Source organism: Rhodopseudomonas sp. WA056 (assembly GCF_010906995.1).
GTDB classification, from domain to species: domain Bacteria; phylum Pseudomonadota; class Alphaproteobacteria; order Rhizobiales; family Xanthobacteraceae; genus Rhodopseudomonas; species Rhodopseudomonas palustris_G.
The window spans coordinates 1-23,516 of record NZ_QPFS01000041.1 but is presented as its reverse complement, the minus strand read 5'-3'; the positions used below and the strand labels follow the sequence as shown (position 1 = coordinate 23,516).

Sequence of the window (23,516 nt, the reverse complement as noted above, 5' to 3'; positions counted from 1 at the left end):
GATGGCAACGCCGGCTCAGGATTTCGTCGCCGCCCGAAGCGCTTTCGCCAGCTTCTTCACGGCGCCTTCGATCTCGAACGGGGTGTACGCCGCAAAGCCCATCAGGAAGCCCGCCTCGCCAGCGCGGGCGTGATGCAGCGCCGACAGTCCCAGCAATTCGATCCCGGCACGGCGGGCGGCGTCGACCGCGATGCGTTCCTGAAGATCGCCCGTCAGCACGCAGGGGAGTTGCAGGCCGCCGATCGGAACACGCGGTCCGACGAAGTCGGACAGATACTTCCCGACGAGGCGAGCCAGCACGTCGAGGCGTTCGGCATAGACACCGCGCATGGTGCGGACATGCGCGCCGAAATGTCCGCCCTCCATGAACCGGGCCAGCGTCAGTTGCGCCATCGTGGCACTGTGACCGTCGAGCAGCGTGCGTGCAACCGTCATCGGTTTCACGAGCCGCGGCGGCAGCACCACGTAGCCGATCCGCAGGCCCGGAAACAACGATTTGGTGAAGGTGCCGATGTAGACAGTCCGGTCGTGTCGATCGAGACCTTGCACGCAAGCGGTCGGCTTGCCGGCGTAGTGGAATTCGCTGTCGTAGTCGTCTTCGATGATCCACGTCTGATGCCGCGCCGCCCATTCGATCAGCGCGAGGCGGCGATCGAGTGCCAGCGTCGCGCCGGTTGGAAATTGATGTGACGGCGTGAGGAACACCGCCTTGGCCCGGCGCGGCTGGGCTGTAATCTGGTCGACGACCAGCCCCTGACGATCGACCGGAATCGGAACGCACTCCAGACCTGCGGCATCGAACGCCTTCCGCGCGCCGTAATAGACCGGATCTTCGATGAAGATCCGGTCGCCAGGATCGAGCAGCAAATTCGCGCACAGCGACATTGCCTGCTGCGAACTGGTGAGTACGACAACCCGATCCGCCGAGGCGCGTGCGCCGCGTTCAAGGTTGACGTAGTCGGCAATGGCGCGGCGGAGCGGCTCGCTGCCCTGCGGGTCGCAATGCAGCAGCGTCTGCGCACCCAATTCTTTCCGGACCTGGCGCTCCAGTCGCTCCCAGAGCTGAAGCGGAAACGTCCGCGTTTCCGGCACGCCATGGACGAACGGCGTCGGCGATAGCTGCTCGCGAATGCCGCCGCTGCCGAACATTGCGGCTCCACGCTTGCTGAGGTTCGGCGTCTGGTTGCGAAGTTGTCCGACCCGCTGCGGCAGACGGCGGCCGAGCGTGAACTCCGTCATCTCCGCGACGAAGCTGCCACTGCCCACCCGCCGCTCGATGAAGCCTTCGGCGTGAAGCTGGCCGTAGGCCACTTCGACCGTATCGCGCGACACCCCTAGTGACTGAGCCAGCGCACGCGAGGCGGGCAACGGTTTGCCTGCCCCCAGCGCACCGTCGACGATCAGTTGGCGGATGGCACGCTGAACCCGCGCGTGCAACGGCATCGCCACATGAGCCGGATGCGCGACCCAGGCTTTGACGGATTCGAGCTGCGAGTGCTTGAACAAATGGTCTGCCCCTATGGCGAATAATGGCCGGGCTAATCAGGCCATCGAATGGCTAAATGTCAATTGGCCCGAGCGCCTCGCGCTCCCGAGAAAAGACTGTCAGCCTGATGTCGCCCCACCCTCCGCCTTCCCCGGTCCGCCTCGGCGACCTCACCCATCCGGTCGTCGCCGGCCTGATCTCGGTGATCGTCAACTACGGCGGCACGTTCATTCTGGTGTTTCAGGCCGCCAAGATCGCGGGGCTCAGCCCTGAACTCACGGCCTCCTGGGTGTGGTCGATCTCGATCGGCGTCGGATTGACCGGCGTGTTCCTGAGCCTGCGTTATCGCGAGCCGATCATCACGGCGTGGTCGACCCCGGCGGCGGCTTTCCTGGTCACCGCTCTGGCGACGACTCCCTACCCGGAGGCGGTCGGCGCCTACATGATCTCGGCGGCAGCGTTCGTCGTGCTCGGCATGTCCGGCTATTTCGAGAAGGTGATCGGTCTGATCCCGCCCGGGATCGCCTCGGGCCTGCTCGCCGGCATTCTGCTGCAGTTCGGCATCGGCGCATTCGGCGGCGCCAGCGTCGATCCGTGGCTTGTCGGCTTGCTGATCGCCGGCTACGTCGCGTTGAAGCGCTTTTCCGCGCGCTATGCCGTGGTCGGCATTCTGCTGCTCGGACTAGCGTTCCTGCTGACGCAAGGCCGGGTCGATCTGTCGGGTCTCGAGCTGGTCTTCGCGGCCCCGGTATTCAGCATGCCGGAGTTTTCGCTGAACGCACTGTTGTCGGTCGCGTTGCCGCTGTTCCTGATCACGCTCACCGGTCAATACATGCCGGGGATGCTGGTGTTGCGGAACGACGGGTTCAAGACCAGCGCCAATCCGATCGTGACCATTACCGGTCTTGGGTCGCTCATCATGGCGCCGTTCGGCTCGCATGCCTTCAACATCGCGGCGATCACGGCCGCGATCGCCACAGGCCGGGAGGCTCACGAAGACCCTTCCAAGAGATGGATTGCCGGCATCGCGGCGGGCTGTTTCTATGTGCTGGTGGGCGTGTTCGGGGTCACGCTCGCCGCCGTGTTCATGGCGTTTCCAGCCACCTTCATCACCACCCTCGCCGGTCTCGCTCTGCTCGGCACGATCGGCGGCAGCCTTGCCGGGGCGATGGCGGATCCGACCTCGCGCGAGGCGGCATTGATCACCTTCCTGGCATCCGCCGCGAACATCAAGCTGCTCGGCATCGGCGGCGCATTCTGGGGCCTGCTGATCGGCGGACTCGCCTATCTTGTCCTCAATGGCCGCGTGCCCTATCGCGCGGCCGCCGATCGCCCCGCCACCGAGGCGGCAGCGAAATGAACCGCGAGACGACGCCGATGACGACTTCCATCATCTCGATCCAGAGTCAGGTGGTGCACGGGCACGTCGGCAACAGCGCCGCCGTGCTGCCGATGCAGGCGCACGGGCTGAACGTGGCGGCGGTGCCGACCACACTGCTCTCCAATCATCCAGGCTTCGAGACCACACGCGGACGGGTGCTCGACGCCGAGTTGGTCGGCGATCTGCTGCGTGGGGTCGAAGAACGAGGGCTGATCGAGACAAGCCGCTATATCGTGTCCGGCTATCTCGGCTCGCGCGCTAACGGCGAAATGGTGGCGGCCTTCATCAAGAGAGCGAGACAGCTCAATCCCGCCATCACCTACATCTGCGATCCGGTGATGGGAGACGCCCATGTCGGCGTGTTCGTGCCCGATCAGGTTGTCGCGTGCATCTGCGACGAGTTGATCCCGCTCGCTGATCTGCTCACGCCCAACCAGTTCGAAGTCGGACTGATCGCAGGCAGCCCGCCAACGACATGGTCAGAGCTCGAGGCGGCGGTCCACAAGATCCAAACTTGGCGGAATGCCCGGGTGGTCGTCACAAGCTGCAGGCTGGCGGATACGCCGAACGACTCGCTCGAGAACATCGTGTTCGAGGACGCAGCCTCAACGCGTCTGCCCTCGCTGCGCCTCGAGCTGGCAGCGGCCGGAACGGGCGATCTCTACACCGGCCTTCTGGCCGCCGGCCTCGCCCGCAATCTCAGTCTCGTCGATGCGGCCCGTCGCGCCGCCGCCATTGTGCTCGAGGTGCTGAAACGCACCATGGCCGCCGGCGAACGCGAGATGCAGCTTGCCGGCGTCATCGATGCACTGAGTCCCGCCGGGGCGGAGCCTCCTCGATGACGCCGGAAGATCAGGCATAGGGTCGTGTTCGGAGGTGTCGGCCGCTCGATGAGCTAAAGCCGTGGCGCCACCCACGCGGTCGAAATCGCGCCGCGGCCATCGAGGCTGATCCGCCAATACAGCGGCCGCCGCTCGTGCTGCACCAGGTAGACATCGACACCGCCATTGCCGACGCCGACGAACTCGATCGAACGAACGCCGCCGGCCTCGCTGATCTCTTTGTGCAGCGCGGGGAGTTGCTGTCTGGTAGCATTGGCCACCATCTCGGTCATCGCGTCGTAGCCGGGCTCACCGGTGCGGAGCCCGTCGATCAGTCGGCGCAGCGCGGCCTCCGTGCCGGGGCTCGGCCGATTGCTCGACAGCTTCTGAGTGAGCTGCTGTTCGATGCGCCGAGCTCTGTCCGCATCGATGCGCGGCATCGGGATATCGAGGCCGTTCTGGTGCAGCACCAGCGACTGCGCCACGCCTGAAACGTCCGTCACGAAGCTGATCTGAGCGTCGACGATCTTGGCGAAGAACCGCTTGCTGCTCTCGGCGAACAGCGGCACGTCGGGTTGGCCCGTCAGCCGGGACACCAGCCGCCCATCCGCGCGGCGGATCGTCATGACGCCGTGCTCGGCGAGTTCGTAGAAGCCGACGTAGCGATCCAGAACCGCCGCATCGAGCAGAACCTCCTGCGGCTCGGAGTTTTGCGCCGTGCCGCCCGCAGCTTGGACGGCAGCCGACAGCCCATTCCAGTTCTTGCATCCGAGAACTCTGGCGATCAGCTCAAGACTCTCACTTCGAGTGAGTTCGGCTTTCGGTTTGATGGCCTCGCGCAGCGTCTGCGCCATGGCTTTTGCATCGCGGAAATCGCGCATCCTGAACCCTCTGCAGGGCGAACTGATCAGGTCAGATGCTTGCGTTACCGACACCGTTCGCCTCGGCAAAGGGGCACGGATCGCTGTGATACGTTCACCATTCCCCTGGCGGGGCGCAAGCGGCGGGTCGTATCCACCCGCTGGGACTCTGGCGCGCGTTGGATTCGATGTCAACGCCGGCGCGGCCTCGGACAATCGCGGCCGCGTGGCGGGATGCCACGGGCCGCGATCGCATGGGCATTCGGTCAGTTCTTCGGCGCGGCTTCGCCGGCGTCACCCTTGGGACCGGCCGGGCCAGTGGCGCCCGCCGGACCGGCTGGTCCTGCATCACCCTTAGGACCGGGGTCGCCCTTTGGACCGGCGGGGCCAGCGGGACCGGCCACACCGGCATCACCCTTCGGGCCGGCAGGGCCGGCTGGACCGGCGGGGCCCGCCTCGCCCTTCGGCCCGCGGGGGCCGCAATTGGCGACGATCAGGTCCTTTGCGGTCTGGTCACCGGCCTTCAGGTCGAGCTTGCAGCTCTCGGGCAGGTAGCTGAGCGACATCTTGAAGCGGCGCGACGACGAACTCTTGACCTTGTCACCGGTGGCGACGACTTCGACCTCCTGCCCGGCCTTCGCGGTCTTGCCGGTGATCACCAGCTTGCCGCCCTCGATCGCTACGGTATCGAGATCGAGAGCCAGCGCATTCGCCGACGTCATCACCACGATCGCCGCCCCCGCAAGTATGGATCCTCGCACCATCCAGCTTCCCCTCTGTCCTCACAGGCGTCGCCTGCTCGCCTTGGCACCACGGCCGCGGACCATCCGCGCCCGCGTGAATCATAACCCAACATCGGCGGCAGGATAGCCGGCTGGCCGTGACATTTTTTCCGCAGAGCGTGCGATGATGGTCGCTCGACGCCGGGACAGAAAGCGCGGAACCTGCGGAATGCCATTGCGAACAAAGCAGGAATCTGGAAGCGTCCAACGTTCACCCGACAGGCGCTGATTCGTGTCCTTGCCCGCCCCGATTCTCGACGGACTCAATCCCGAGCAGCGCTGCGCCGTCGAGCACGGTGCGGCCACTGCGAGCTGTCCGCCGCTCCTGGTTATCGCCGGCGCCGGCAGCGGCAAGACCAACACGCTGGCGCACCGCGTCGCGCATCTGGTGGTGGGCGGCGCCGATCCCTGTCGCATCCTGCTGATGACGTTCTCGCGCCGCGCGGCGGCCGAGATGACCCGCAGGGTCGAACGGATCGCCCGCAAGGTGCTGGGCGACCGCGCCTCGGCGCTGAGCGGCGGGCTGCACTGGGCCGGCACCTTCCACGGCATCGGCGCCCGGCTGCTGCGCGACTATGCCGAGCGCATCGGGCTCGATCCCGGCTTCACCATCCACGACCGCGAAGACTCCGCCGACCTGATGAACCTGGTCCGCCACGACCTTGGTTTCTCCAAGACCGAAGCGCGGTTTCCGGCCAAGGCCACGTGCCTGTCGATCTACTCGCGCTGCGTCAATGCCGGCCAGCCGCTCGATGTCGTACTCGGCGCCAACTACCCATGGTGCGCCGGCTGGACCGCCGAGCTGAAGCAACTGTTCGCCGCCTATGTCGACGCCAAGCAGCGCCACAACGTGCTCGATTACGACGACCTGTTGCTGTACTGGGCGCAGGTGATGGAGGAGCCGGCCTTCGCGCAAGAGATCGGCGGCCGGTTCGATCACGTGCTGGTCGATGAATATCAAGACACCAATGCGCTGCAGGCGCGGGTGTTGCTGGCGCTGAAGCCCGACGGCGCCGGGCTCACCGTGGTCGGCGACGACGCCCAGGCGATCTATTCGTTTCGCGCCGCCACGGTGCGCAATATTCTCGACTTCCCGAAGGCGTTCAATCCGCCGGCTCGCGTCGTGACGCTGGATCGCAACTATCGTTCGACCCAGGCGATCCTGTCCGCCGCCAACGCCGTGATCGATCTGGCGCGGGAGCGTTTCACCAAGAATTTGTGGACCGACCGCGCCGAAGGGGCGCGGCCGCTGCTGGCCTCAGTCCGCGACGAAGCCGATCAGGCGCGTTACATCGTCGAGCGCGTGCTCGACGCCCGCGAAGGCGGCGCGACGCTGAAGCAGCAGGCGGTACTGTTCCGCACCTCGTCGCATTCCGCTCCGCTCGAGCTCGAGCTGACCCGGCGAAACATCCCGTTCGTCAAATTCGGCGGGCTGAAATTTCTCGACGCCGCGCACGTCAAGGACATGCTGGCGCTGCTGCGCTTCGTGCAGAACCCGCGCGACCGCGTCGCCGGCTTCCGGGTGATGCTGCTGATGCAGGGCGTCGGCCCGGCGTCGGCGCAGAAGGCGCTGGATGCAATGACGGCCGCGGCCGATCCGCTCGGCACGCTGGCCGCCCTGCCCGCGCCGCCGCGCGCCGGCGCCGACTGGCGCGGCTTCGTCGAGGCGATCGGAGAGCTGCGCAGCGGCGATGCCGGCTGGCCGGCCGAGATCGAGCGCGCACTGATCTGGTACGCGCCGCATCTCGATCGCATTCATGAGGATGCCGAAACCCGGCGCGCCGATCTGGTGCAGCTCGCGCAGATCGCCTCCGGCTATCCGTCGCGCGAACGCTTCCTCACCGAATTGACGCTGGATCCGCCGGACGCGACCTCCGATCAGGCCGGCGTGCCGACGCTCGACGACGACTATCTGATCCTGTCGACGATTCATTCCGCCAAGGGCCAGGAATGGAAACAGGTGTTCGTGCTCAATGTCGTCGACGGCTGCATGCCGTCCGACCTCGGCACCGGCACCTCGGCCGAGATCGAGGAAGAGCGCCGCCTGCTCTACGTCGCGATGACCCGGGCGAAGGACGATCTGCATCTGGTGGTGCCGCAGCGATTCTTCACCCACGGCCAGAACGCCCAAGGCGACCGTCACGTCTATGCGGCGCGCACCCGCTTCATCCCCGACCGGCTGCTGCCGCTGTTCGAGCGCACGAGCTGGCCTCGAGTCACGCCCGAAACTGCCGCCGCAGCCCATCGCGTCCCGCGCATCGATATCAACTCGCGGATGCGGCGGATGTGGACCTGAGCGCGATCAGGCCGCCGCGCTGGTGGTAATCGTACCGCCGTCGGCATTGTCGACGATCACCGGGCTGTCGAACCAGCTCATCACCGGCTCGGCGCCATACAGTGCGGCGACGCGGGCGCGCCATTCGCCGGCGTAGACGGCCTCGGCAGCCGCGCGGTTCTCCCAGAGATAGATTCCGCCGGCGGTCATGCCGTCTTCGGAGCGGATGTAGTATTTGCGGATCAGGCCCGGCAGCTTCTGATATTTCGGAGCGCTGCTCTCGAACCGCTTCTTCGCCTCTTCCAGGCTGATCGGCGTCGCCATGTGGAACTGCACGACGGTGGTAATCATCGAAAGCCTCCTCGGTGTTTTGGCAAATGTAGCGCATCCGCTGCCCGGCGTCGCCTCACCGGCCGCGGAACTGCGGTTTGCGGCGCTGCAGAAAGGCCTCGACGCCTTCGCGGTGATCGTCGCTGAAGCCGGCGAGCGCGAACTGGTCGAGATCCATGTGGCTGGCGAGATCGTCGAGCGCATGGGTGAGCCGGTTGACCGTCAGTTTGGTCATTGCCACCGACATCGGCGGTTGCGCCGCAATCTTGTCGGCGAGCGCGAGTGCCCGTGTGAGTGCCTGCCCCGGTTCGGCGATCTCCTCGACCAGCCCCCAGCCATGCGCCTCGGTGGCGCTGATGCGGTCATCGGCCAGGATTACCGCCTGCTTGGTGCGCGCCGGCCCGATCAGATGCAGCATCCGCGGCACGCTCTGCCAGCTCATGTTCATGCCGAGGCCGATCTCGGGCACCCGCAGATGAGCGTCGTTTGCCATCACCCGGAAATCCAGCGCGACCGTCAGCGCCACGCCGCCGCCGACACAGAAGCCCTCGATCGCTGCGATCGTGACCTGCTCCACCTCGTGCCACGCTCGCGTCAGCCGCGGCCCGATCTTGAGATGTCGGCGCAGCGCGCCAAGGTCCATCCCGGCTCGGCTGCGGCCCTCCGGATCCTTCAGGTCGAAGCCCGCGCTGAATGCGGTCGCACTGCCGGTAAGAACCACCACCGAGGTATCCGCATCGTCCTCGAAACTGCGCGCAGCGTCGGTCAGTTGCCGCATCGCGTCGGGCGACAGCGCGTTGAGGCCGTCACCACGATCGAACCTGACGATCGCCACCCGTCCTTCCGGCCCCCGCCCTCGTTCGATGCTGACGCACCCGCTCATCTTGTTCCTCCCTGGTCGTTGCTTTTGGTTGCGGCGAGCCTAGCAGCCTCGCGGCTCGACAGCGCGGCAAAATCCAATCTATCCTGCGACGCATGAGCAATGAGCATCGCCACCACCACGATCACGACCATTCCGAATTGTCCGAAACCGAGCTGCGGGTGCGCGCGCTCGAAACCATTCTGACCGAAAAGGGGTATGTCGATCCCGCCGCGCTCGATGCGCTGATCGAGACCTACGAGACCAAGGTCGGCCCGCGCAACGGCGCTCGGGTGGTCGCCAAAGCGTGGAGCGATCCCGCCTATCGGCAGCGGCTGCTGCACGACGCCACCGCGGCGATCGCCGAGCTCGGTTACACCGGCCGCCAGGGCGAGCATATCGTTGCGGTCGAGAACACGCTCGCGACCCACAACATGGTCGTGTGCACGCTGTGCTCCTGCTACCCGTGGCCGGTGCTGGGCCTGCCGCCGGTCTGGTACAAATCGGCGCCGTACCGCTCGCGCGTGGTCAAGGAGCCGCGCGCGGTACTGGCCGAATTCGGCGTGACGCTGCCGCAGGACATCACGATCCGGGTGTGGGATTCCACCGCCGAGATCCGCTATCTGGTGATTCCGATGCGCCCCGATGGCAGCGACGGCCTTAGCGAAGATCGGCTCGCCGATCTCGTCACCCGCGACAGCATGATTGGCACCGGCCTCGCCCGCCAACCTTCGGAGGTCGCGGTATGAACGGTGCTCACGACATGGGCGGCATGGACGGCTTCGGACCGGTGGTGCCGGAGCCCAATGAGGCGCTGTTTCATGCTGCGTGGGAGCGCCGCGCCTTCGCGCTGACGCTGGCCATGGGGCGGCCCGGCGGCTGGAACATCGACATGTCGCGGTTCGCCCGCGAGAACCGCGCCCCGATCGACTATCTGTCGATGAGCTACTATCAACTCTGGCTTGCCGGCCTCGAGACCCTGATGGCCGAGCGCGGCCTCGTCACCGCCGACGAGATCGCCGCGGGGCGGCCTCTGCATCCGCGTAAGGATGTACCCGTGCTCGCGGCTGCGGATGTTGCGCCGATGCTGGCGCGCGGGACATCGACGGAGCGCACGCCATCGGTTCCTGCCAGATTCGGGATCTGCGACCGGGTGCGCGCCAGAGAGTTGCATCCGCGGACCCATATCCGACTGCCGCGCTACGTCCGCGGCCGGGTCGGCACCGTCGAACTGGCGCACGGCGCCCACGTGTTTCCTGACAGTCACGCGCACGGCGGCGGCGAACAGCCGCAGTGGCTGTACACTGTGGCGTTCGAAGCACGCGATTTGTGGGGCGACGATGCCGATCCGACCTTGAAGGTCTCGGTCGATGCATGGGATTCCTATCTGGAGCCGGCACAATGAGCGGCGAGTCCGACGCCGCGGCGATCGCGGCGCGCTGCGTTCCCGGCCTGCCGCATGACGATGACGGCCCAGTATTCCGCGAGCCGTGGGAAGCGCAAGCGTTCGCATTGGCGGTGACGCTGCATGGCCGCGGGCTTTTCACTTGGCAGGAATGGGCGGCCACGCTGGCCGACGAAATCCGCTGTGCCCAGACCGCCGGCGATCCCGATTGCGGCGACACCTACTATCGCCACTGGCTCGCGACGCTGGAGCGCCTGATCGCCACGAAGGGCATCGCCAGCCGTGAGACCCAGCACCGCTACCGCGATGCATGGGATCGCGCCGCAGATCGCACGCCGCACGGCCGTCCGATCGCGCTCCAACCGACGGATTTTTCGCCGCCGTAAAGCGGGCCAACGTCGCCGGCTGCCGCGTTAACGTTGTCGTGACAAGTTTATCCGACGACTGCATCCAATCAACCGGAACTGCGACGATCGGCGCTATGGTGCCAGATATCGTCCCATCGATCTGATGGCGGCGTGCGACGGCAGCGAGTTGGGGAATGGCGCAGATCGACTTGGTTGAACGGCCGATGCGGCGAACGGCTAATGTCGCCGGCCGCTATGTCGCCGAAGCAGACACCGACGTCGATCAGTTCTTGCAGCGTGCCGCAGCGCTCGGCCCGTCCGCCGCCATTACGCCGTTTCAAACCGCGAACTGGCTCGGCGCCTGGCTGGCGCTTGTCGGTCCCTCGGCGGCCGTCGAGCCGCTTCTGATCACCGTGCGCGATACCTTTCGCGGCGAGATCGCGATGCTGCTGCCGCTGGTGGTGCGGCGGGTGTGTGGCGTGACGCTGGTCGAGTTCGCCGATCTTTCAGTGTCGGACTACAACGTCCCGCTGCTCGGCCCTGCCGCACCATCGACGCCCGAGGCCGCCGCCGCAGCGTTTGAGGCGGCCCTCGAGGCGATGCCGGAGGTCGACGTCATCCGACTGTGCAACCTGCCGCTGACGGCGGGTGGTCGCATCAATCCACTCGGGCTATTGGCATCGGCACCCTCCAGTACGGTGCGCAATGTTACCGCGCTGCCGCAATCCTGGGACGACTACCTGGCGTCACGTCCGCGCAAATTCCGTAAGGCGCTGCGTCAGCATCATCGCGCCCTCGACGCGCTCGGCGGCGTGCGGGTTCGGATGATCACCTCTCCCGACGATCGCACCGCGCTGCTGTTCGGCAAACTCGATCAGTTTCAGCGAGCACGGATCGCCGGACTGGGCATGCGCTACGTACTCGATCGCCCGGCCTATGCGAAGTTCTACCGCGAGGTGTTTTCGCGCGGCCAGGCGATGCTGTCGGTGATGGAATCCGGCGACTCCGTCGTCGCGGTCGCCTACAGCCTGCTGCACAGGCAGAGTTGCACCACGGTTCGCCTCGCCCACGCCGGAGCGGAGTGGAGTCGCGGTTCGCCCGGAATCGTGCTGGCGAGCGAGATCATCCGCTGGTTGATCGACAATCGCGTCGAGCAGTTCGACCTCGGCGCCGGCGGCTATGACTACAAAAGGCAGCTCGGCTGCGAGCCACAGCCGCTGCTGGTGCTGGAAAAGGCACTGACTCTGAAGGGGCGGATGGCCCTGTCGGCGTGGTCGACCTATTCGGGCGGCCGCTCGCTGGTTCGGTCGCTGGCGGCGAAGGCGTCGTAGACCAGCGTCTTGAACGCCGGCACCACCCGGCCGCGTTCGGTCTCTGTCTGCTGCATCAGGATGTAGATCATGTCGAGCGACGGATCGACGCCGAAGTAGGTGCCGCTGCCGCTGTCCCATTTCAATTCCCCGATCGAGCCCGGCGCCGGCGGGCTCGCCTCGCCGGGCTCCACCCGCACCGCCAGACCGTAGCCGTAACCGAAGCCATCGCCGGGAAAATAGAAGTAATCACGCTCCACACCGGAAGCCGGGCCGATCTGGTCGGTGGTCATCGCCCCGTAGGCGGCCGGACTGAGATAGCGCCGTCCGTCGAGCGCACCGCCTTCGAGCAGCATTTGCGCGAACCGCGCGTAGTCGGTGGCCGTCGACAGCAATCCGCCGCCGCCCGATTGCCATTCCGGATGCGCGCGGCGCTGCCGCTCGGACTCGACCAGGACCGTATCGGCAGGAAACACCGCCGCCATCCGCGCCCGCTCCGCCTCCGTCCGCAGCACGAATCCGGTGCTGGTCATGCCGAGCGGATCGAACAGCCGTCGCTTGAGAAACTCGTACAGCGGCTCGCCCGACACGATCTCGATGACGCGGCCGAGCACGTCGGTGGAATGGCCGTAGCGCCACAGCGTACCGGGCTGGCGCGCCAGCGGCAGGCGGGCGATCCCATCGGCAAAGATGGCGTTGTCGAACCGACCGGCGAACAGATGCGCCTGTTCATACGCCGCCATGATCAGTTCGCCGCCGATATACTCGTAAGTAATCCCCGATGTGTGCCGCAGCAGGTCTTCGATCGTCACCGGGCGATGTGTCGCCACCAGCTTCAACGCCGGTTTGCCGTGTCTGGTCGTCTCGATCCCCACCTTCACGCGCGCGAACGCCGGGATGTACTTCGCGAGCGGATCATGCAGCGCCAGCCGCCCTTCGTCGACCAGCATCATCGCCGCGACGCTGGTGATCGGCTTGGTCATCGAATGCAGCGCAAAAATGGTGTCCGGCGTCATCGGATGCCGGCGCGCGGCGGTGCGCCAGCCGAAGCACCGCTGGTACACCGGCTTGCCGTGCTGCTGGATCAGCACCACCGCGCCCGGCAGCTTACCGGCCGCCACCTCGTGGTCGAAGAACGCGGTGAGGTGTGCGAGCTTGTCCGGCCTCGGTACCGGCACAAGGGCCGAAGGCGCGGCTGTCGCCCGTCCGATCAGCGGACAGGTCGCCAGCGCCGCGCCGATGCCTTGCAGGACGCAGCGGCGGCTGATTGAAACGAGGTCAGACGGCATGGCGTGCGGTCCTTGGCGGTCTCTGGAACGCCAGCCTTGGCACACGGCCGTTGCCGACTCGCTGATCCGAAGGCGTGCGATCGGTCAGGCCCCCGCGGCGTATTCGTTCCATCCCGTGGCGCGGAGCCGGCACGCCGGGCATTCGCCGCAACCATAGCCCCACGCGTGGCGCGCGCCGCGTTCGCCGAGATAGCAGGTGTGCGAGTCTTCGCGGATCAGATCGACCAGCGCGTCGCCGCCGAGATCCTTCGCGAGTTGCCAGGTCGCGGCCTTGTCGCGCCACATCAGCGGTGTGTGCAGTGTGAGGTCGCGCGCCATGCCGAGGGACAGCGCGCTCTGCAACGCCTGGATCGTGTCGTTGCGGCAGTCCGGATAGCCGGAGTAATCGGTCTCGCACATCCCGCCGACGATGTCGGTGATGCCGCGGCGATACGCCAGCGCCGCCGCGAAGGTGAGAAAGATCAGATTGCGGCCGGGCACAAAGGTATTCGGCAGACCATCGGCGCCCATCGCGATCGCGACGTCGCGGGTCAGCGCGGTGTCGGATATTTCCGCCAGCGTCGGGATCGTCAGGGTATGGCTGTCGCCGAGCTTCACCGCCCAGTCGGCATTGATGCCGCGAACGCCGTCGAGCAACTGCGACCGGCACGCCAGCTCGATCAGGTGACGCTGGCCATAGTCGAAGCCGATGGTCTCGACCTTGGCGAAGCGCTCCAGCGCCCAGGCCAGACAGGTCGCGGAGTCCTGCCCGCCGGAGAACAGCACCAGCGCGGTCTTGTCGGAAGAATGCTCGGTCATGGCGCTGGCTTTAGCACTGCGGGCCGGCCGCGCCAAATCCGTTGCTGTTTTCGCTGGGATGGCGGCGCCGGTTGCGGCATAGGAAGCCGGATTTCCTCCTGCCCGTGGACCCGCGCCATGACCCCTTCCCGCGACATCGCCCGCCTGATCGAAATCATGGCCGCGCTCCGCACGCCGGTGACCGGCTGTCCGTGGGATCTCGAGCAGGATTTCGCCAGTATAGTGCCCTACACGATCGAGGAAGCATTCGAGGTGGCCGAGGCGATCGCCCGACACGATCTCGACGATCTCCGCGAAGAGCTCGGCGATCTGCTGCTGCAGGTGGTTTTCCATGCGCGGATCGCCGAAGAGCGTGGCGCGTTCGCGTTCGGCGACGTGGTCGAGGCGATCACCCGCAAGATGATCCGCCGCCATCCGCACGTGTTTGCCGATGCCGAGGGCAATCTCACCCCGTCACACGTCGAAGGCGTTTGGGACCGCATCAAGGCCGAGGAAAAGGCCGAGCGCGCCGCCCGCCGCGGCATCACCGAACAGCCGTCCAGTTCGGTGCTGGCCGGCGTCAAATCCGGCCAGCCGGCGCTGTCGCGGGCGATGGACTTGCAGCGCAAGGCCGCCAAGGTCGGGTTCGACTGGAACGACCCGCGCGCCGTGCTTGCGAAGATCCGCGAGGAGACCGACGAGATCGAAGCCGCACTCGATCGCGGTGATCAGGCGCACATTACGGAAGAGACCGGCGATCTGCTGTTCGCGCTGGTCAACCTCGCCCGCCATACGAGCGCCGATCCGGAGATCGCTCTGCGCGGCGCCAACGCCAAGTTCGAGCGCCGCTTTGCCTACATCGAACAGGCGCTGGCGGCCCGGGGCAGGACGCCCGACGAAGCCTCACTCGCCGAGATGGACGCGCTATGGAACGAGGCCAAGCAGTCGGAGCCTGGTAAATAGGTGCGGCGCGGTTCCGAAACCGCCCGGGACTTCCTATCTGACCTCCCACATTGACGGCTGGAGGGGCGTCCAAACATCATGCTTTCGATCGAATTGGCAATCGTTGTCGTCCTGATCGTCGTCAACGGCCTGCTGGCAATGTCTGAATTAGCGATCGTCTCGTCGCGTCCGGCACGGCTGTCGATCCTGGCGCAGCGCGGCGTTCGGGGCGCCCGTCAGGCGCAGAAGTTGAGCGAAGATCCGGGCCGGTTCCTCTCCACCGTGCAGATCGGCATCACGCTGGTCGGCGTGCTGTCCGGAGCGTTTTCGGGCACGACCCTGGGGCAGCGTCTGAGCGAATGGCTGTCGGCAGGCGGGGTGCCGTTCGCCGACATCGTCGGCGTCGGCCTGGTGGTCACGCTGATCACTTACGCGACGCTGATCGTCGGCGAACTGGTGCCGAAACAGCTCGCGCTGCGCGATCCCGAAGCGGTGGCGGTGAAGGTCGCTCCGGCGATGGCGCTGCTCGCCAAGATCTCGCTGCCGGTGGTGGTCGTGCTCGACGTTTCCGGCAAAGCGATGCTGGCACTGCTCGGCCAGAGCGGCGAGCCGGCTGACAAGGTCTCCGAGGAGGAGATCCACAGCCTGGTGCTGGAGGCGGAGACCGCCGGCGTGCTCGAACCCGGCGAGCGCCAGATGATCGCCGGCGTGATGCGGCTCGGCGACCGCCCGGTCGGCGCGGTGATGACGCCGCGTCCCGAGGTCGACATCATCGATCTCACCGATCCGCAAGAAACGATCCGCACGACCTTCGCCGAAAGCCGGCACTCACGGCTGCCCGTCACCGACGGCGACAGCGACGATCCGATCGGCATCATCCAGGCCAAGGACGTTCTGGAGGCGTATCTGCGCGGTGAAACTCCGGATTTCCGCAAGCTGGTGCGTGACGCGCCGGTGATCCCCGCCTCGGCCGATGCCCGCGACGCGCTGTTCCTGCTGCGCAATTCGTCGGTGCACATGGGGCTGGTGTACGACGAGTTCGGCGGCTTTGAGGGCGTGGTCACCACCGCCGATATTCTGGAATCGATCGTCGGCGCCTTCAGCTCGGAACAGGGGCCGCCCGAACCGGCGGTGGTACGCCGCGACGACGGCTCGTATCTGGTTGCGGGCTGGATGCCGGTCGACGAATTCTGCGATCTGCTCGGAATCCCGGTGCCGGCGCCGCGTGACTATCACACCGTCGCGGGCCTGGTGCTGTCACATCTCGGCGCGCTACCGAATGTCGGCGACAGGTTCGACGTCCATGGCTGGCGGTTCGAAATTCTCGACCTCGACCACCGGCGGATCGACAAGATCCTGGCGAGCCGACTTCCCGACGACGAAGCCTCGCCATGACGCCGCCGGCGGCACATGGCCGGGGCGACGCGCGCGCCCTCGCCGCCGTGCGGCTGCTTCACACCGCGATCTGGGCGTTTTTCGCCTCCTCGATCCTGGCGATTCCGGTGACGATCTGGCTCGGGCAGCTCGTCGCCGCGCTGTGGCTGAGCGTCTTCGTTTGGGGTGAAGTGTTCGTGCTGCTGTTGAACCGGATGCGCTGTCCGCTGACGACGCTGGCGGCGCGCTACACCGACGACCGCGCCGACAATTTCGATATCTGCCTGCCGCGTTGGCTTGCGCGCCATAACCAGCGACTGTTCGGAGCGCTGTTCGCCCTCACCCAACTCCAGCTCGGCTGGGCACTGCTGGCCCCCTGATCGCTTCGCCTGGACCGGAGCGCCGTCCCCTGAATCGGCGACAGCCACCGCGATCGGGGGCGCGGCGGCCGTCGGTTTCTCTTATCACGCGGCGCGGCGACGTGCCTGCACCAGCGTGCGAACTGAGCGCCGTCAGAACGGAATATCGTCGTCCATGTCGCTGCGGCCGCCGCCGCTGCTGGCCGGCATCGGCCGCCGTCCGCCGCCACCACCCGAGGGACCGCTGGAGCCGAAATCGCCGCCGGAATTGTCATCGCCATAGCCGCCGCCACCACCGCCGCCACTGCGGCCGTCGAGCATGGTCAGCGTCGAGTTGAAATTCTGCAGCACGACTTCGGTGCTGTAGCGCTCGGCGCCGCTCTGATCGGTCCATTTGCGCGTCTGCAACTGGCCTTCAATGTAAACCTTCGCGCCCTTTTTCAGATACTGCTCGGCGACCTTGCACAACCCTTCGTTGAAGATCACCACGCGATGCCACTCGGTCTTCTCCTTGCGCTCGCCGGTCGCGCGGTCGCGCCAGGTCTCGGAGGTCGCAATCCGCAAGTTGGCGATCGGACGCCCGTCCTGGGTCCGCTTGATCTCCGGATCGGCACCGAGATTCCCGACCAGGATCACCTTGTTCACGCTACCCGCCATCGACGTCTCCTCTTCAAATCATACTGACCGCGCGGCGCCCGCGACCCGGCCGGCCATCGCCAGCCTCCCGCTCTGCCGCTGCTCACGCCGAAACTCGGCGCGACGCCCGTTCCGGTCCAAGCGAATACGCTGTGGGCGGCGCCTCGCCCATACGTCCGCGAGCGAAAACGCCCGCCTCATGGGATTTATCCACCGGCGCGAATTCACGCAGTCTGTTCTATTTTTGTTCCGAAGTGAAGCGCAAAGTCGACATGCTGGGCTGGCTCCCATTTTTCCGCGTCCGCACCGCCCGAAGTAACACCAGGCCGCGACGGTAACCCGTTGTGAACAAGTTGCAATTTCCGACAATCTATCCCTGGTTTTAGGAACTGAACTTCACTCGCGACTGTTGCATTTTGGAGACGGCGCTTTGCTCGCAGCGGGGTTATGGTCCGGGGCGTGGAATTAAAGGGCGCTCGCGCTTCTCGCTCAGCAGAGGGACACTGCCGACCGAGAACCGGTGAAGCACAGACAACCGGAGAATTGCGATGAAGAAATTTCTGCTGGGGACTGTCGGTTGGATTGCGTTGGGTGTCGCGCCGGCGATGGCGGCGGATCTCGCGGCCCGCCCCTACACCAAGGCGCCGCCGATCATTCCGGCGATGTATGACTGGTCGGGCTTCTACATCGGCGCGAACGGCGGCTGGGGCAGCAGCCGCAATTGCTGGGACTATCTTGGCACCACGGCCGTTCCGCAGGTGGCCGCTGGCGAGGGATGCCATGACGCTTCGGGCGGCACGGTCGGCGGGCAGATCGGCTACAATTGGCAGGTCGGAACCTGGGTGTTTGGCGTCGAAGCCCAGGGCAACTGGGCGGATTTCAAAGGCTCGAACCTTAGCAACTTCCCGACCTTCACCAACCAGTCCAAGATCGATGCGTTCGGCTTGTTCACAGCCCGTGTCGGCTACGCCTGGAATAACGCGCTGCTTTACGTGAAGGGCGGTGCGGCGGTCACCAGTGACAAGTACACGCGGTTCCAGACTGCGACCGGCGTTATTAACGACGATGCCAGCGAGACCCGCTGGGGCGCCGCGGTCGGCGGTGGCCTGGAATACGGCTTCACGCCGAACTGGTCGTTCGCCGTCGAATACGACCACCTGTTCATGGGCGGTCGCGACCTCACCTTCGCTCCGATCACCAATGTCGACCACATCAAGCAGGACGTCGACGTGGTCACCGCGCGGATCAACTATCGCTGGGGCGGCCCGATCGTGGCGCGCTACTGAGTCTGCACCGGCTGAATTCAGCCACGCTACGAAGGCCGGCATCGTGCCGGCCTTCTGCGTTTTGGGCCAGATCGACGTCCGCAGCCGCCTCCGCCGCAACAATCCGGTTGATGGCGCACTGAGCCTCTGGCAATCGCCTGTCGTTCTTCCTATGTTCCAGGCTCAGCCTCATCCGGCGTCAGCCCCGGTCGATCCGGCGCGCGCCCCAACCGGCGCGCTGCCGCGCGTCTGGACACCCGCATGGACGAAGTGATCAAGGCCAAGCGTCAGACCCCCGCGGCCTCGAGCCGGACCGCCATCACCATTCGCGGCGCCCGCGAGCACAATCTCAAGAACGTCGACGTCACCATCCCGCGCGACAAGCTGGTGGTGTTCACCGGCCTGTCCGGCTCCGGCAAGTCGTCGCTGGCTTTCGACACCATCTACGCCGAGGGCCAGCGCCGCTACGTCGAGTCGCTGTCGGCCTATGCCCGGCAATTCCTCGAGATGATGCAGAAGCCGGACGTCGACCAGATCGACGGCCTGTCGCCGGCGATCTCGATCGAGCAGAAGACCACCTCGAAGAATCCGCGCTCGACGGTCGGCACCGTCACCGAGATCTACGACTACATGCGCCTGCTGTGGGCGCGCGTCGGCGTGCCCTACTCGCCCGCCACCGGCCTGCCGATCGAAAGCCAGACCGTGTCGCAGATGGTCGATCGGGTACTGGCGCTACCCGAAGGCACCCGCCTGTATCTGCTGGCGCCGGTGGTCCGCGGCCGCAAGGGCGAGTACCGCAAGGAGCTCGCCGACTGGCTGAAGAAGGGCTTCCAGCGCGTCAAGATCGACGGCGCGTTCCACGAGCTCGCCGAGGCGCCGACACTCGACAAGAAGTTCCCGCACGACATCGACGTCGTGGTCGACCGCATCGTCGTTCGCCCCGATATCGGCCAACGCCTCGCCGAAAGCTTCGAGACCGCGCTGAAGCTGGCCGAGGGGCTGGCGGTGATCGAGTTCGCGGATGCGCCGCCCCCGCCGCCATCCTTCGAGACGCGCCCTGCGGGCGCTCCTCAGGATGAGGACGGCAAACGCGGCAAGCCCAAGAAGGGAGCTCCTCACCCTGAGGAGGCGCAAAGCGCCGTCTCGAAGGGTGAAGCCGCGGGCAAGAAAGTCGCCAAAATCCACGACAAGTCCGGCCCCGAGCGCATCCTGTTCTCGGAGAAGTTCGCCTGCCCGGTCTCCGGCTTCACCATTCCGGAGATCGAGCCCCGGCTGTTCTCGTTCAACAATCCCTACGGCGCCTGCCCGGAATGCGGCGGCCTCGGCATCGAGCAGCACATCGACGCCGATCTCGTGGTGCCCGACAAGGAACTGAGCTTGCGCAAGGGCGCGATCGCGCCGTGGGCGAAGTCGTCGTCGCCGTACTACCTGCAGACGCTGACCGCACTGGCCAAGCACTACAAGTTCACGCTCGACACCAAGTGGAAGGACTTGCCGAAGAAGGTGCAGAACGTCCTGCTGCACGGCTCCGGCGACGACGAGATCAAGTTCTCCTACGAAGACGGCGTGCGCTCCTACGACACCAAGAAGCCGTTCGAGGGCGTCGTCACCAATATCGAGCGCCGCTTCCGCGAGACCGAGAGCGAGTGGGCGCGCGAGGAGCTCGGCAAGTACTTCTCCGACGTACCGTGCGACGCCTGCCACGGCCATCGCCTCAAGCCGGAGGCGCTGTGCGTCAAGATCGGCGGCAAGCATATCGGCGAAGTCTCTGAATTGTCGGTCAAGGCCGCCGGCGACTGGTTCGCCTCGGTGCCGAAGCTGCTCAACACCCAACAGAACGAGATCGCCGTCCGTATCCTGAAGGAGATCCGCGACCGGCTCAGCTTCCTGCTCGACGTCGGCCTCAACTATCTGACGCTGTCGCGCTCATCCGGCACATTGAGCGGCGGCGAAAGTCAGCGCATCCGCCTCGCCTCGCAGATCGGCAGCGGCCTCACCGGCGTGCTCTACGTGCTCGACGAGCCGTCGATCGGCCTGCACCAGCGCGACAACGCCCGGCTGCTCGACACCCTGAAGCGGCTGCGCGATCTCGGCAACACCGTGATCGTGGTCGAGCACGACGAGGACGCCATTCTGCTCGCCGACCATGTGCTCGACATCGGCCCCGGCGCCGGCGTCCATGGCGGCCACATTATCGCGCAAGGCTCGCCCGCCGAGATCATGCGCAATCCGAAGTCGCTGACCGGCAAGTATCTGACCGGCGAATTGTCGGTGCCGGTGCCCGAGCGCCGGCCGCCGAACCATCGCCGCACCCTCAAGCTGGTGGGCGCCCGCGGCAACAATCTGAAGAACGTCACCGCCGAGATTCCGCTCGGCCTGTTCACCTGCGTCACCGGTGTCTCCGGCGGCGGCAAGTCGACGCTGTTGATCGACACCTTCTACAAGGCGATCGCGCGCAAGCTGAACAACGCCAGCGAACCGCCGGCGCCGCATGACCGGATCGAGGGCCTCGAGCACATCGACAAGATCATCGACATCGACCAGTCGCCGATCGGCCGCACCCCGCGCAGTAACCCCGCGACCTACACCGGCGCGTTCACGCCGATCCGCGAGTGGTTCGCCGGCCTGCCGGAGTCCAAGGCACGCGGCTACGAGCCGGGCCGGTTCTCGTTCAACGTCAAGGGCGGCCGCTGCGAGGCCTGCCAGGGCGACGGCGTCATCAAGATCGAGATGCACTTTTTGCCCGACGTCTACGTCACCTGCGACGTCTGCAAGGGCAAGCGCTACAACCGCGAAACCCTCGACGTACTGTTCAAGGGCAAGTCGATCGCCGACGTGCTCGACATGACGGTCGAGGAAGCCGCCGAGTTCTTCAAGGCGGTGCCGCGCGTCCGCGAGACCTTCAAGACGCTGCAGCGCGTCGGCCTCGATTACATCCATGTCGGCCAGCAGGCCACCACGCTGTCCGGCGGCGAAGCCCAGCGCGTCAAGCTCGCCAAGGAGCTCTCCAAGCGCGCCACCGGCCGCACGCTCTACATCCTCGACGAACCCACGACCGGACTACACTTTCACGACGTCGCCAAGCTGCTCGAAGTGCTGCACGAGCTGGTGGCGCAGGGCAACACCGTGGTGGTGATCGAGCACAATCTCGAAGTCATCAAGACCGCCGACTGGGTCATCGACCTCGGCCCCGAAGGCGGCGACGGCGGCGGCGAAATCGTCGCCTGGGGCCCGCCGGAGGACATCGTCAAAGCGCCGAGGAGCTACACCGGGAAGTTTTTGAAGCCGGTGCTGGAGAAGAAGGGGCCGACGAAGGCGGCGAAGCGGAAGACGGACGAGGCGGCGGAGTGATTTGACGAGGGGCTTATGGCCTGCAACGGGTTTAACCATCCCACAAATTGTCAATGCGACTTCAGAGGCGGACAACGGCGCTCTCGCCCGCCCGATTGGCATGGCTGGGTCCCAAGGATCGCACGCAGAGCCTTAAAGGGACCGACCTCACAATGCCCGGAATGCCACGCGCCGGTCTATTTTATACGCGGACGACATGGGGGCGGCACCTTCTTTGATAAACTTGGCCCTCCTTGGCCCAAGCATGCATGCACCGATAAATTGAAAAAGTACTCGGTATATTCGAGATCGGGCAGACCAAGACTTCGAGTGAAGCCAGGACGCTTCGAGACGGATCGATGGCTTCCATTTTTTGTTAGACACATTGAGAAGCTTGGGGTTGGCACAATCATTCATGGCCATATCCTAGATGTTCCCACGGTAGAGCACCTCGGCACTTTGATCATGGACTGTGAGTCAGACTCTCTTCAGCCTGTGTATTTCCGTACAGAAGCGATCGATGCGGCTACCGCGGAATTGAACTATTTTCCCGTTGGGCGAGACGATCCAGTCTCATGTTTTATGCGCAGAGACTGCAAAAACGAAATCGATCTGATCCTTAAGTGCAAGGATACGTCCGACGAAACTAGTACGCAGCAAGCGTCGCCCGGGTGAGCGGAGCGACACGCGGGCTACCCCTCTCCTCCATATCGCTTCGTTCCTGCGAGCTACAGGTCGCGCTCAAATTGAAGTAGCTCTTCACGAGGATGATCGTGATGACCCGAATAAGGCTCGAACTCATCCATGAAGGCCGTTATGCAGCCGAAGTCGCTGTCGCGCGCGGCGAGGAAGGCGCGTGGGCGCCTTACCTTTCGCCGGACGACGTGCGCAAGCTCGAGGCGGTGCGGTTGGCACTGCGACGCGGCGACCTCGCCGAGGCGGCAAAGTATGGCCGCATTTTCGAACTCAAGCCGATCTCGACCTGATCAGCGACGAGCCGACACCTCGATCACCGCTTCTTCCCGTGCGATCGCGGCGAGGATCGCCGGCAGCGCGCCAGTAATCAAGTCAAGCAGCTCGCGATTGCTTGCATTCCCCGATCTAATCCAGACCACCGTGGGCCCACTGTCGGTAGCAGCACGTAGCATCAGAAAGTCCCGGTCTTTGGTCACCAGGGCCGCCGACTTGGCAATTGCCGCTCGCCAAATCTGATGATCGGTCGCGGAAAGTAAGCCGATATCTGCCACGTGAACGGCGTCGAAACCGGCACGCCTGAACGCCTCCGCCAACGCCGGCGGAAGTTGGGCATCGATCATGAAGCGCGGGCTCATTCCGCCGCGATGATGGGGTGATCCGCCTGCTTTGCTGCAAAGGCCAGCACCGCGTCGATATCCGCGTCTTCCAGATACGGATAGTCGTGCAGGACATCTTCGCGCGACGCTCCCGACGAGAGCTGCGCCAATACGTCGGAGACGCTGATCCGCATGCCGCGAATGCAGGGGCGGCCGTGGAGCACATTCGGATCAATCGTGATGCGTGCGAGCAGGTCTGACATCGGTGATCTCCTCGTAAATCCTAGCATTCACGGTGCCCATTGTCAGCCAGCGGAGCCCGGTTGCGCGAGGCGCAAGCCGGGGCGGGCGGATCATAGAGCTCCGCATTCCGCTTCGCTTCATGCGGGCTACGGC

23 protein-coding genes are annotated in these 23,516 nt (G+C 65.6%); 13 read left to right on the top strand and 10 right to left on the bottom strand.

Annotation, left to right across the window (positions count from 1 at the left end; genetic code table 11):
- Positions 1 to 15 precede the first annotated feature (15 nt).
- The gene (gene pdxR / locus DU475_RS10600; RefSeq protein ID WP_164632117.1) at positions 16 to 1,506 is read right to left on the bottom strand and encodes a MocR-like pyridoxine biosynthesis transcription factor PdxR; all 1,491 of its coding nucleotides are present in this window, start codon (positions 1,504 to 1,506) and stop codon (positions 16 to 18) included.
- Between the two features lie 107 nt (positions 1,507 to 1,613).
- Here pdxR and DU475_RS10595 point away from each other — a divergent pair, with 107 nt between their 5' ends.
- Entirely contained in the window at positions 1,614 to 2,846 is a 1,233-nt protein-coding gene (locus DU475_RS10595) for a benzoate/H(+) symporter BenE family transporter (protein WP_047307808.1), read from the top strand.
- Positions 2,843 to 3,709, top strand: a complete 867-nt coding sequence (gene pdxY / locus DU475_RS10590; protein WP_164632115.1) for a pyridoxal kinase — start codon at positions 2,843 to 2,845, stop codon at positions 3,707 to 3,709. The genes DU475_RS10595 and pdxY overlap by 4 nt, the downstream gene beginning before the upstream one ends.
- A 53-nt stretch (positions 3,710 to 3,762) precedes the next feature.
- Here the strand turns inward: pdxY and DU475_RS10585 are convergent, their stop codons facing one another.
- Positions 3,763 to 4,764, bottom strand: coding sequence for a DUF3471 domain-containing protein (locus tag DU475_RS10585; protein WP_349644176.1), 1,002 nt, complete (start codon positions 4,762 to 4,764; stop codon positions 3,763 to 3,765).
- Between the two features lie 50 nt (positions 4,765 to 4,814).
- Positions 4,815 to 5,312 carry a lipocalin-like domain-containing protein gene (locus DU475_RS24465; RefSeq protein ID WP_013502410.1) on the bottom strand — a complete coding sequence of 166 codons (498 nt, stop codon included), beginning with the start codon at positions 5,310 to 5,312 and terminating at the stop codon, positions 4,815 to 4,817.
- 250 nt (positions 5,313 to 5,562) lie between these two features.
- Between DU475_RS24465 and DU475_RS10575 the strand changes: the two genes are divergently transcribed.
- A complete protein-coding gene (locus DU475_RS10575) occupies positions 5,563 to 7,626 on the top strand; it encodes an ATP-dependent helicase (protein ID WP_164632113.1) in 2,064 nt (687 codons plus the stop codon).
- A gap of 6 nt (positions 7,627 to 7,632) precedes the next feature.
- Here the strand turns inward: DU475_RS10575 and DU475_RS10570 are convergent, their stop codons facing one another.
- Both DU475_RS10570 and DU475_RS10565 read right to left on the bottom strand, forming a co-directional pair.
- A complete protein-coding gene (locus tag DU475_RS10570; protein ID WP_164632111.1) occupies positions 7,633 to 7,956 on the bottom strand; it encodes a YdhR family protein in 324 nt (107 codons plus the stop codon).
- Between the two features lie 55 nt (positions 7,957 to 8,011).
- On the bottom strand, positions 8,012 to 8,818 hold the full coding sequence (locus DU475_RS10565) for an enoyl-CoA hydratase/isomerase family protein (protein WP_164632110.1): 807 nt from the start codon (positions 8,816 to 8,818) through the stop codon (positions 8,012 to 8,014).
- A 92-nt stretch (positions 8,819 to 8,910) separates the two neighbouring features.
- Between DU475_RS10565 and nthA the strand changes: the two genes are divergently transcribed.
- From nthA to DU475_RS10545, 4 genes are all read left to right on the top strand, one after another.
- On the top strand, positions 8,911 to 9,543 hold the full coding sequence (gene nthA / locus DU475_RS10560) for a nitrile hydratase subunit alpha (protein ID WP_164632109.1): 633 nt from the start codon (positions 8,911 to 8,913) through the stop codon (positions 9,541 to 9,543).
- Complete coding sequence (gene nthB / locus DU475_RS10555; protein ID WP_164632108.1) at positions 9,540 to 10,199, top strand: nitrile hydratase subunit beta; 660 nt, start codon at positions 9,540 to 9,542, stop codon at positions 10,197 to 10,199. The genes nthA and nthB overlap by 4 nt, the downstream gene beginning before the upstream one ends.
- The gene (locus DU475_RS10550) at positions 10,196 to 10,585 is read left to right on the top strand and encodes a nitrile hydratase accessory protein (RefSeq protein ID WP_164632107.1); all 390 of its coding nucleotides are present in this window, start codon (positions 10,196 to 10,198) and stop codon (positions 10,583 to 10,585) included. Before nthB ends, DU475_RS10550 begins: the two co-directional genes overlap by 4 nt.
- A 155-nt stretch (positions 10,586 to 10,740) precedes the next feature.
- Positions 10,741 to 11,877 (top strand): GNAT family N-acetyltransferase, encoded by a 1,137-nt coding sequence (locus tag DU475_RS10545; protein WP_164632106.1) that lies wholly within the window; start codon positions 10,741 to 10,743, stop codon positions 11,875 to 11,877.
- On the opposite strand, the gene DU475_RS10540 is transcribed toward DU475_RS10545, so the two are convergent.
- Together DU475_RS10540 and queC are read right to left on the bottom strand one after the other, a co-directional pair.
- Positions 11,826 to 13,145 (bottom strand): serine hydrolase domain-containing protein, encoded by a 1,320-nt coding sequence (locus DU475_RS10540; protein WP_164632105.1) that lies wholly within the window; start codon positions 13,143 to 13,145, stop codon positions 11,826 to 11,828. The genes DU475_RS10545 and DU475_RS10540 overlap by 52 nt on opposite strands.
- Before the next feature lie 84 nt (positions 13,146 to 13,229).
- The gene (gene queC, locus DU475_RS10535; RefSeq protein ID WP_164632104.1) at positions 13,230 to 13,943 is read right to left on the bottom strand and encodes a 7-cyano-7-deazaguanine synthase QueC; all 714 of its coding nucleotides are present in this window, start codon (positions 13,941 to 13,943) and stop codon (positions 13,230 to 13,232) included.
- A gap of 117 nt (positions 13,944 to 14,060) precedes the next feature.
- Here queC and mazG point away from each other — a divergent pair, with 117 nt between their 5' ends.
- The 3 genes from mazG (at position 14,061) to DU475_RS10520 (ending at position 16,618) form a co-directional block, all read left to right on the top strand.
- Positions 14,061 to 14,885: a nucleoside triphosphate pyrophosphohydrolase gene (mazG, locus tag DU475_RS10530; RefSeq protein WP_164632103.1), complete on the top strand. Its 825-nt coding sequence runs from the start codon at positions 14,061 to 14,063 to the stop codon at positions 14,883 to 14,885.
- Between the two features lie 78 nt (positions 14,886 to 14,963).
- Positions 14,964 to 16,259 (top strand): hemolysin family protein, encoded by a 1,296-nt coding sequence (locus DU475_RS10525; RefSeq protein ID WP_013502399.1) that lies wholly within the window; start codon positions 14,964 to 14,966, stop codon positions 16,257 to 16,259.
- The gene (locus DU475_RS10520; RefSeq protein WP_013502398.1) at positions 16,256 to 16,618 is read left to right on the top strand and encodes a hypothetical protein; all 363 of its coding nucleotides are present in this window, start codon (positions 16,256 to 16,258) and stop codon (positions 16,616 to 16,618) included. Before DU475_RS10525 ends, DU475_RS10520 begins: the two co-directional genes overlap by 4 nt.
- Positions 16,619 to 16,750: 132 nt before the next feature.
- Here the strand turns inward: DU475_RS10520 and DU475_RS10515 are convergent, their stop codons facing one another.
- A complete protein-coding gene (locus DU475_RS10515) occupies positions 16,751 to 17,254 on the bottom strand; it encodes a single-stranded DNA-binding protein (protein ID WP_013502397.1) in 504 nt (167 codons plus the stop codon).
- A 527-nt stretch (positions 17,255 to 17,781) separates the two neighbouring features.
- On the opposite strand from DU475_RS10515, the gene DU475_RS10510 reads away from it, so the two are divergent.
- The 3 genes from DU475_RS10510 to DU475_RS10500 all read left to right on the top strand — a co-directional run bounded on the left by DU475_RS10510 (position 17,782) and on the right by DU475_RS10500 (position 22,814).
- Complete coding sequence (locus tag DU475_RS10510; RefSeq protein WP_164632102.1) at positions 17,782 to 18,519, top strand: outer membrane protein; 738 nt, start codon at positions 17,782 to 17,784, stop codon at positions 18,517 to 18,519.
- A 240-nt stretch (positions 18,520 to 18,759) separates the two neighbouring features.
- The gene (gene uvrA, locus DU475_RS10505; protein WP_164632100.1) at positions 18,760 to 21,849 is read left to right on the top strand and encodes an excinuclease ABC subunit UvrA; all 3,090 of its coding nucleotides are present in this window, start codon (positions 18,760 to 18,762) and stop codon (positions 21,847 to 21,849) included.
- A 746-nt stretch (positions 21,850 to 22,595) separates the two neighbouring features.
- A complete protein-coding gene (locus DU475_RS10500) occupies positions 22,596 to 22,814 on the top strand; it encodes a hypothetical protein (RefSeq protein WP_235677245.1) in 219 nt (72 codons plus the stop codon).
- Here DU475_RS10500 and DU475_RS10495 read toward each other — a convergent pair whose 3' ends face one another.
- Positions 22,815 to 23,144: a DUF5615 family PIN-like protein gene (locus DU475_RS10495; protein WP_013502392.1), complete on the bottom strand. Its 330-nt coding sequence runs from the start codon at positions 23,142 to 23,144 to the stop codon at positions 22,815 to 22,817.
- An 11-nt stretch (positions 23,145 to 23,155) separates the two neighbouring features.
- On the bottom strand, positions 23,156 to 23,383 hold the full coding sequence (locus tag DU475_RS10490; protein ID WP_164632098.1) for a DUF433 domain-containing protein: 228 nt from the start codon (positions 23,381 to 23,383) through the stop codon (positions 23,156 to 23,158).
- Between the last annotated feature and the right edge of the window lie 133 nt (positions 23,384 to 23,516).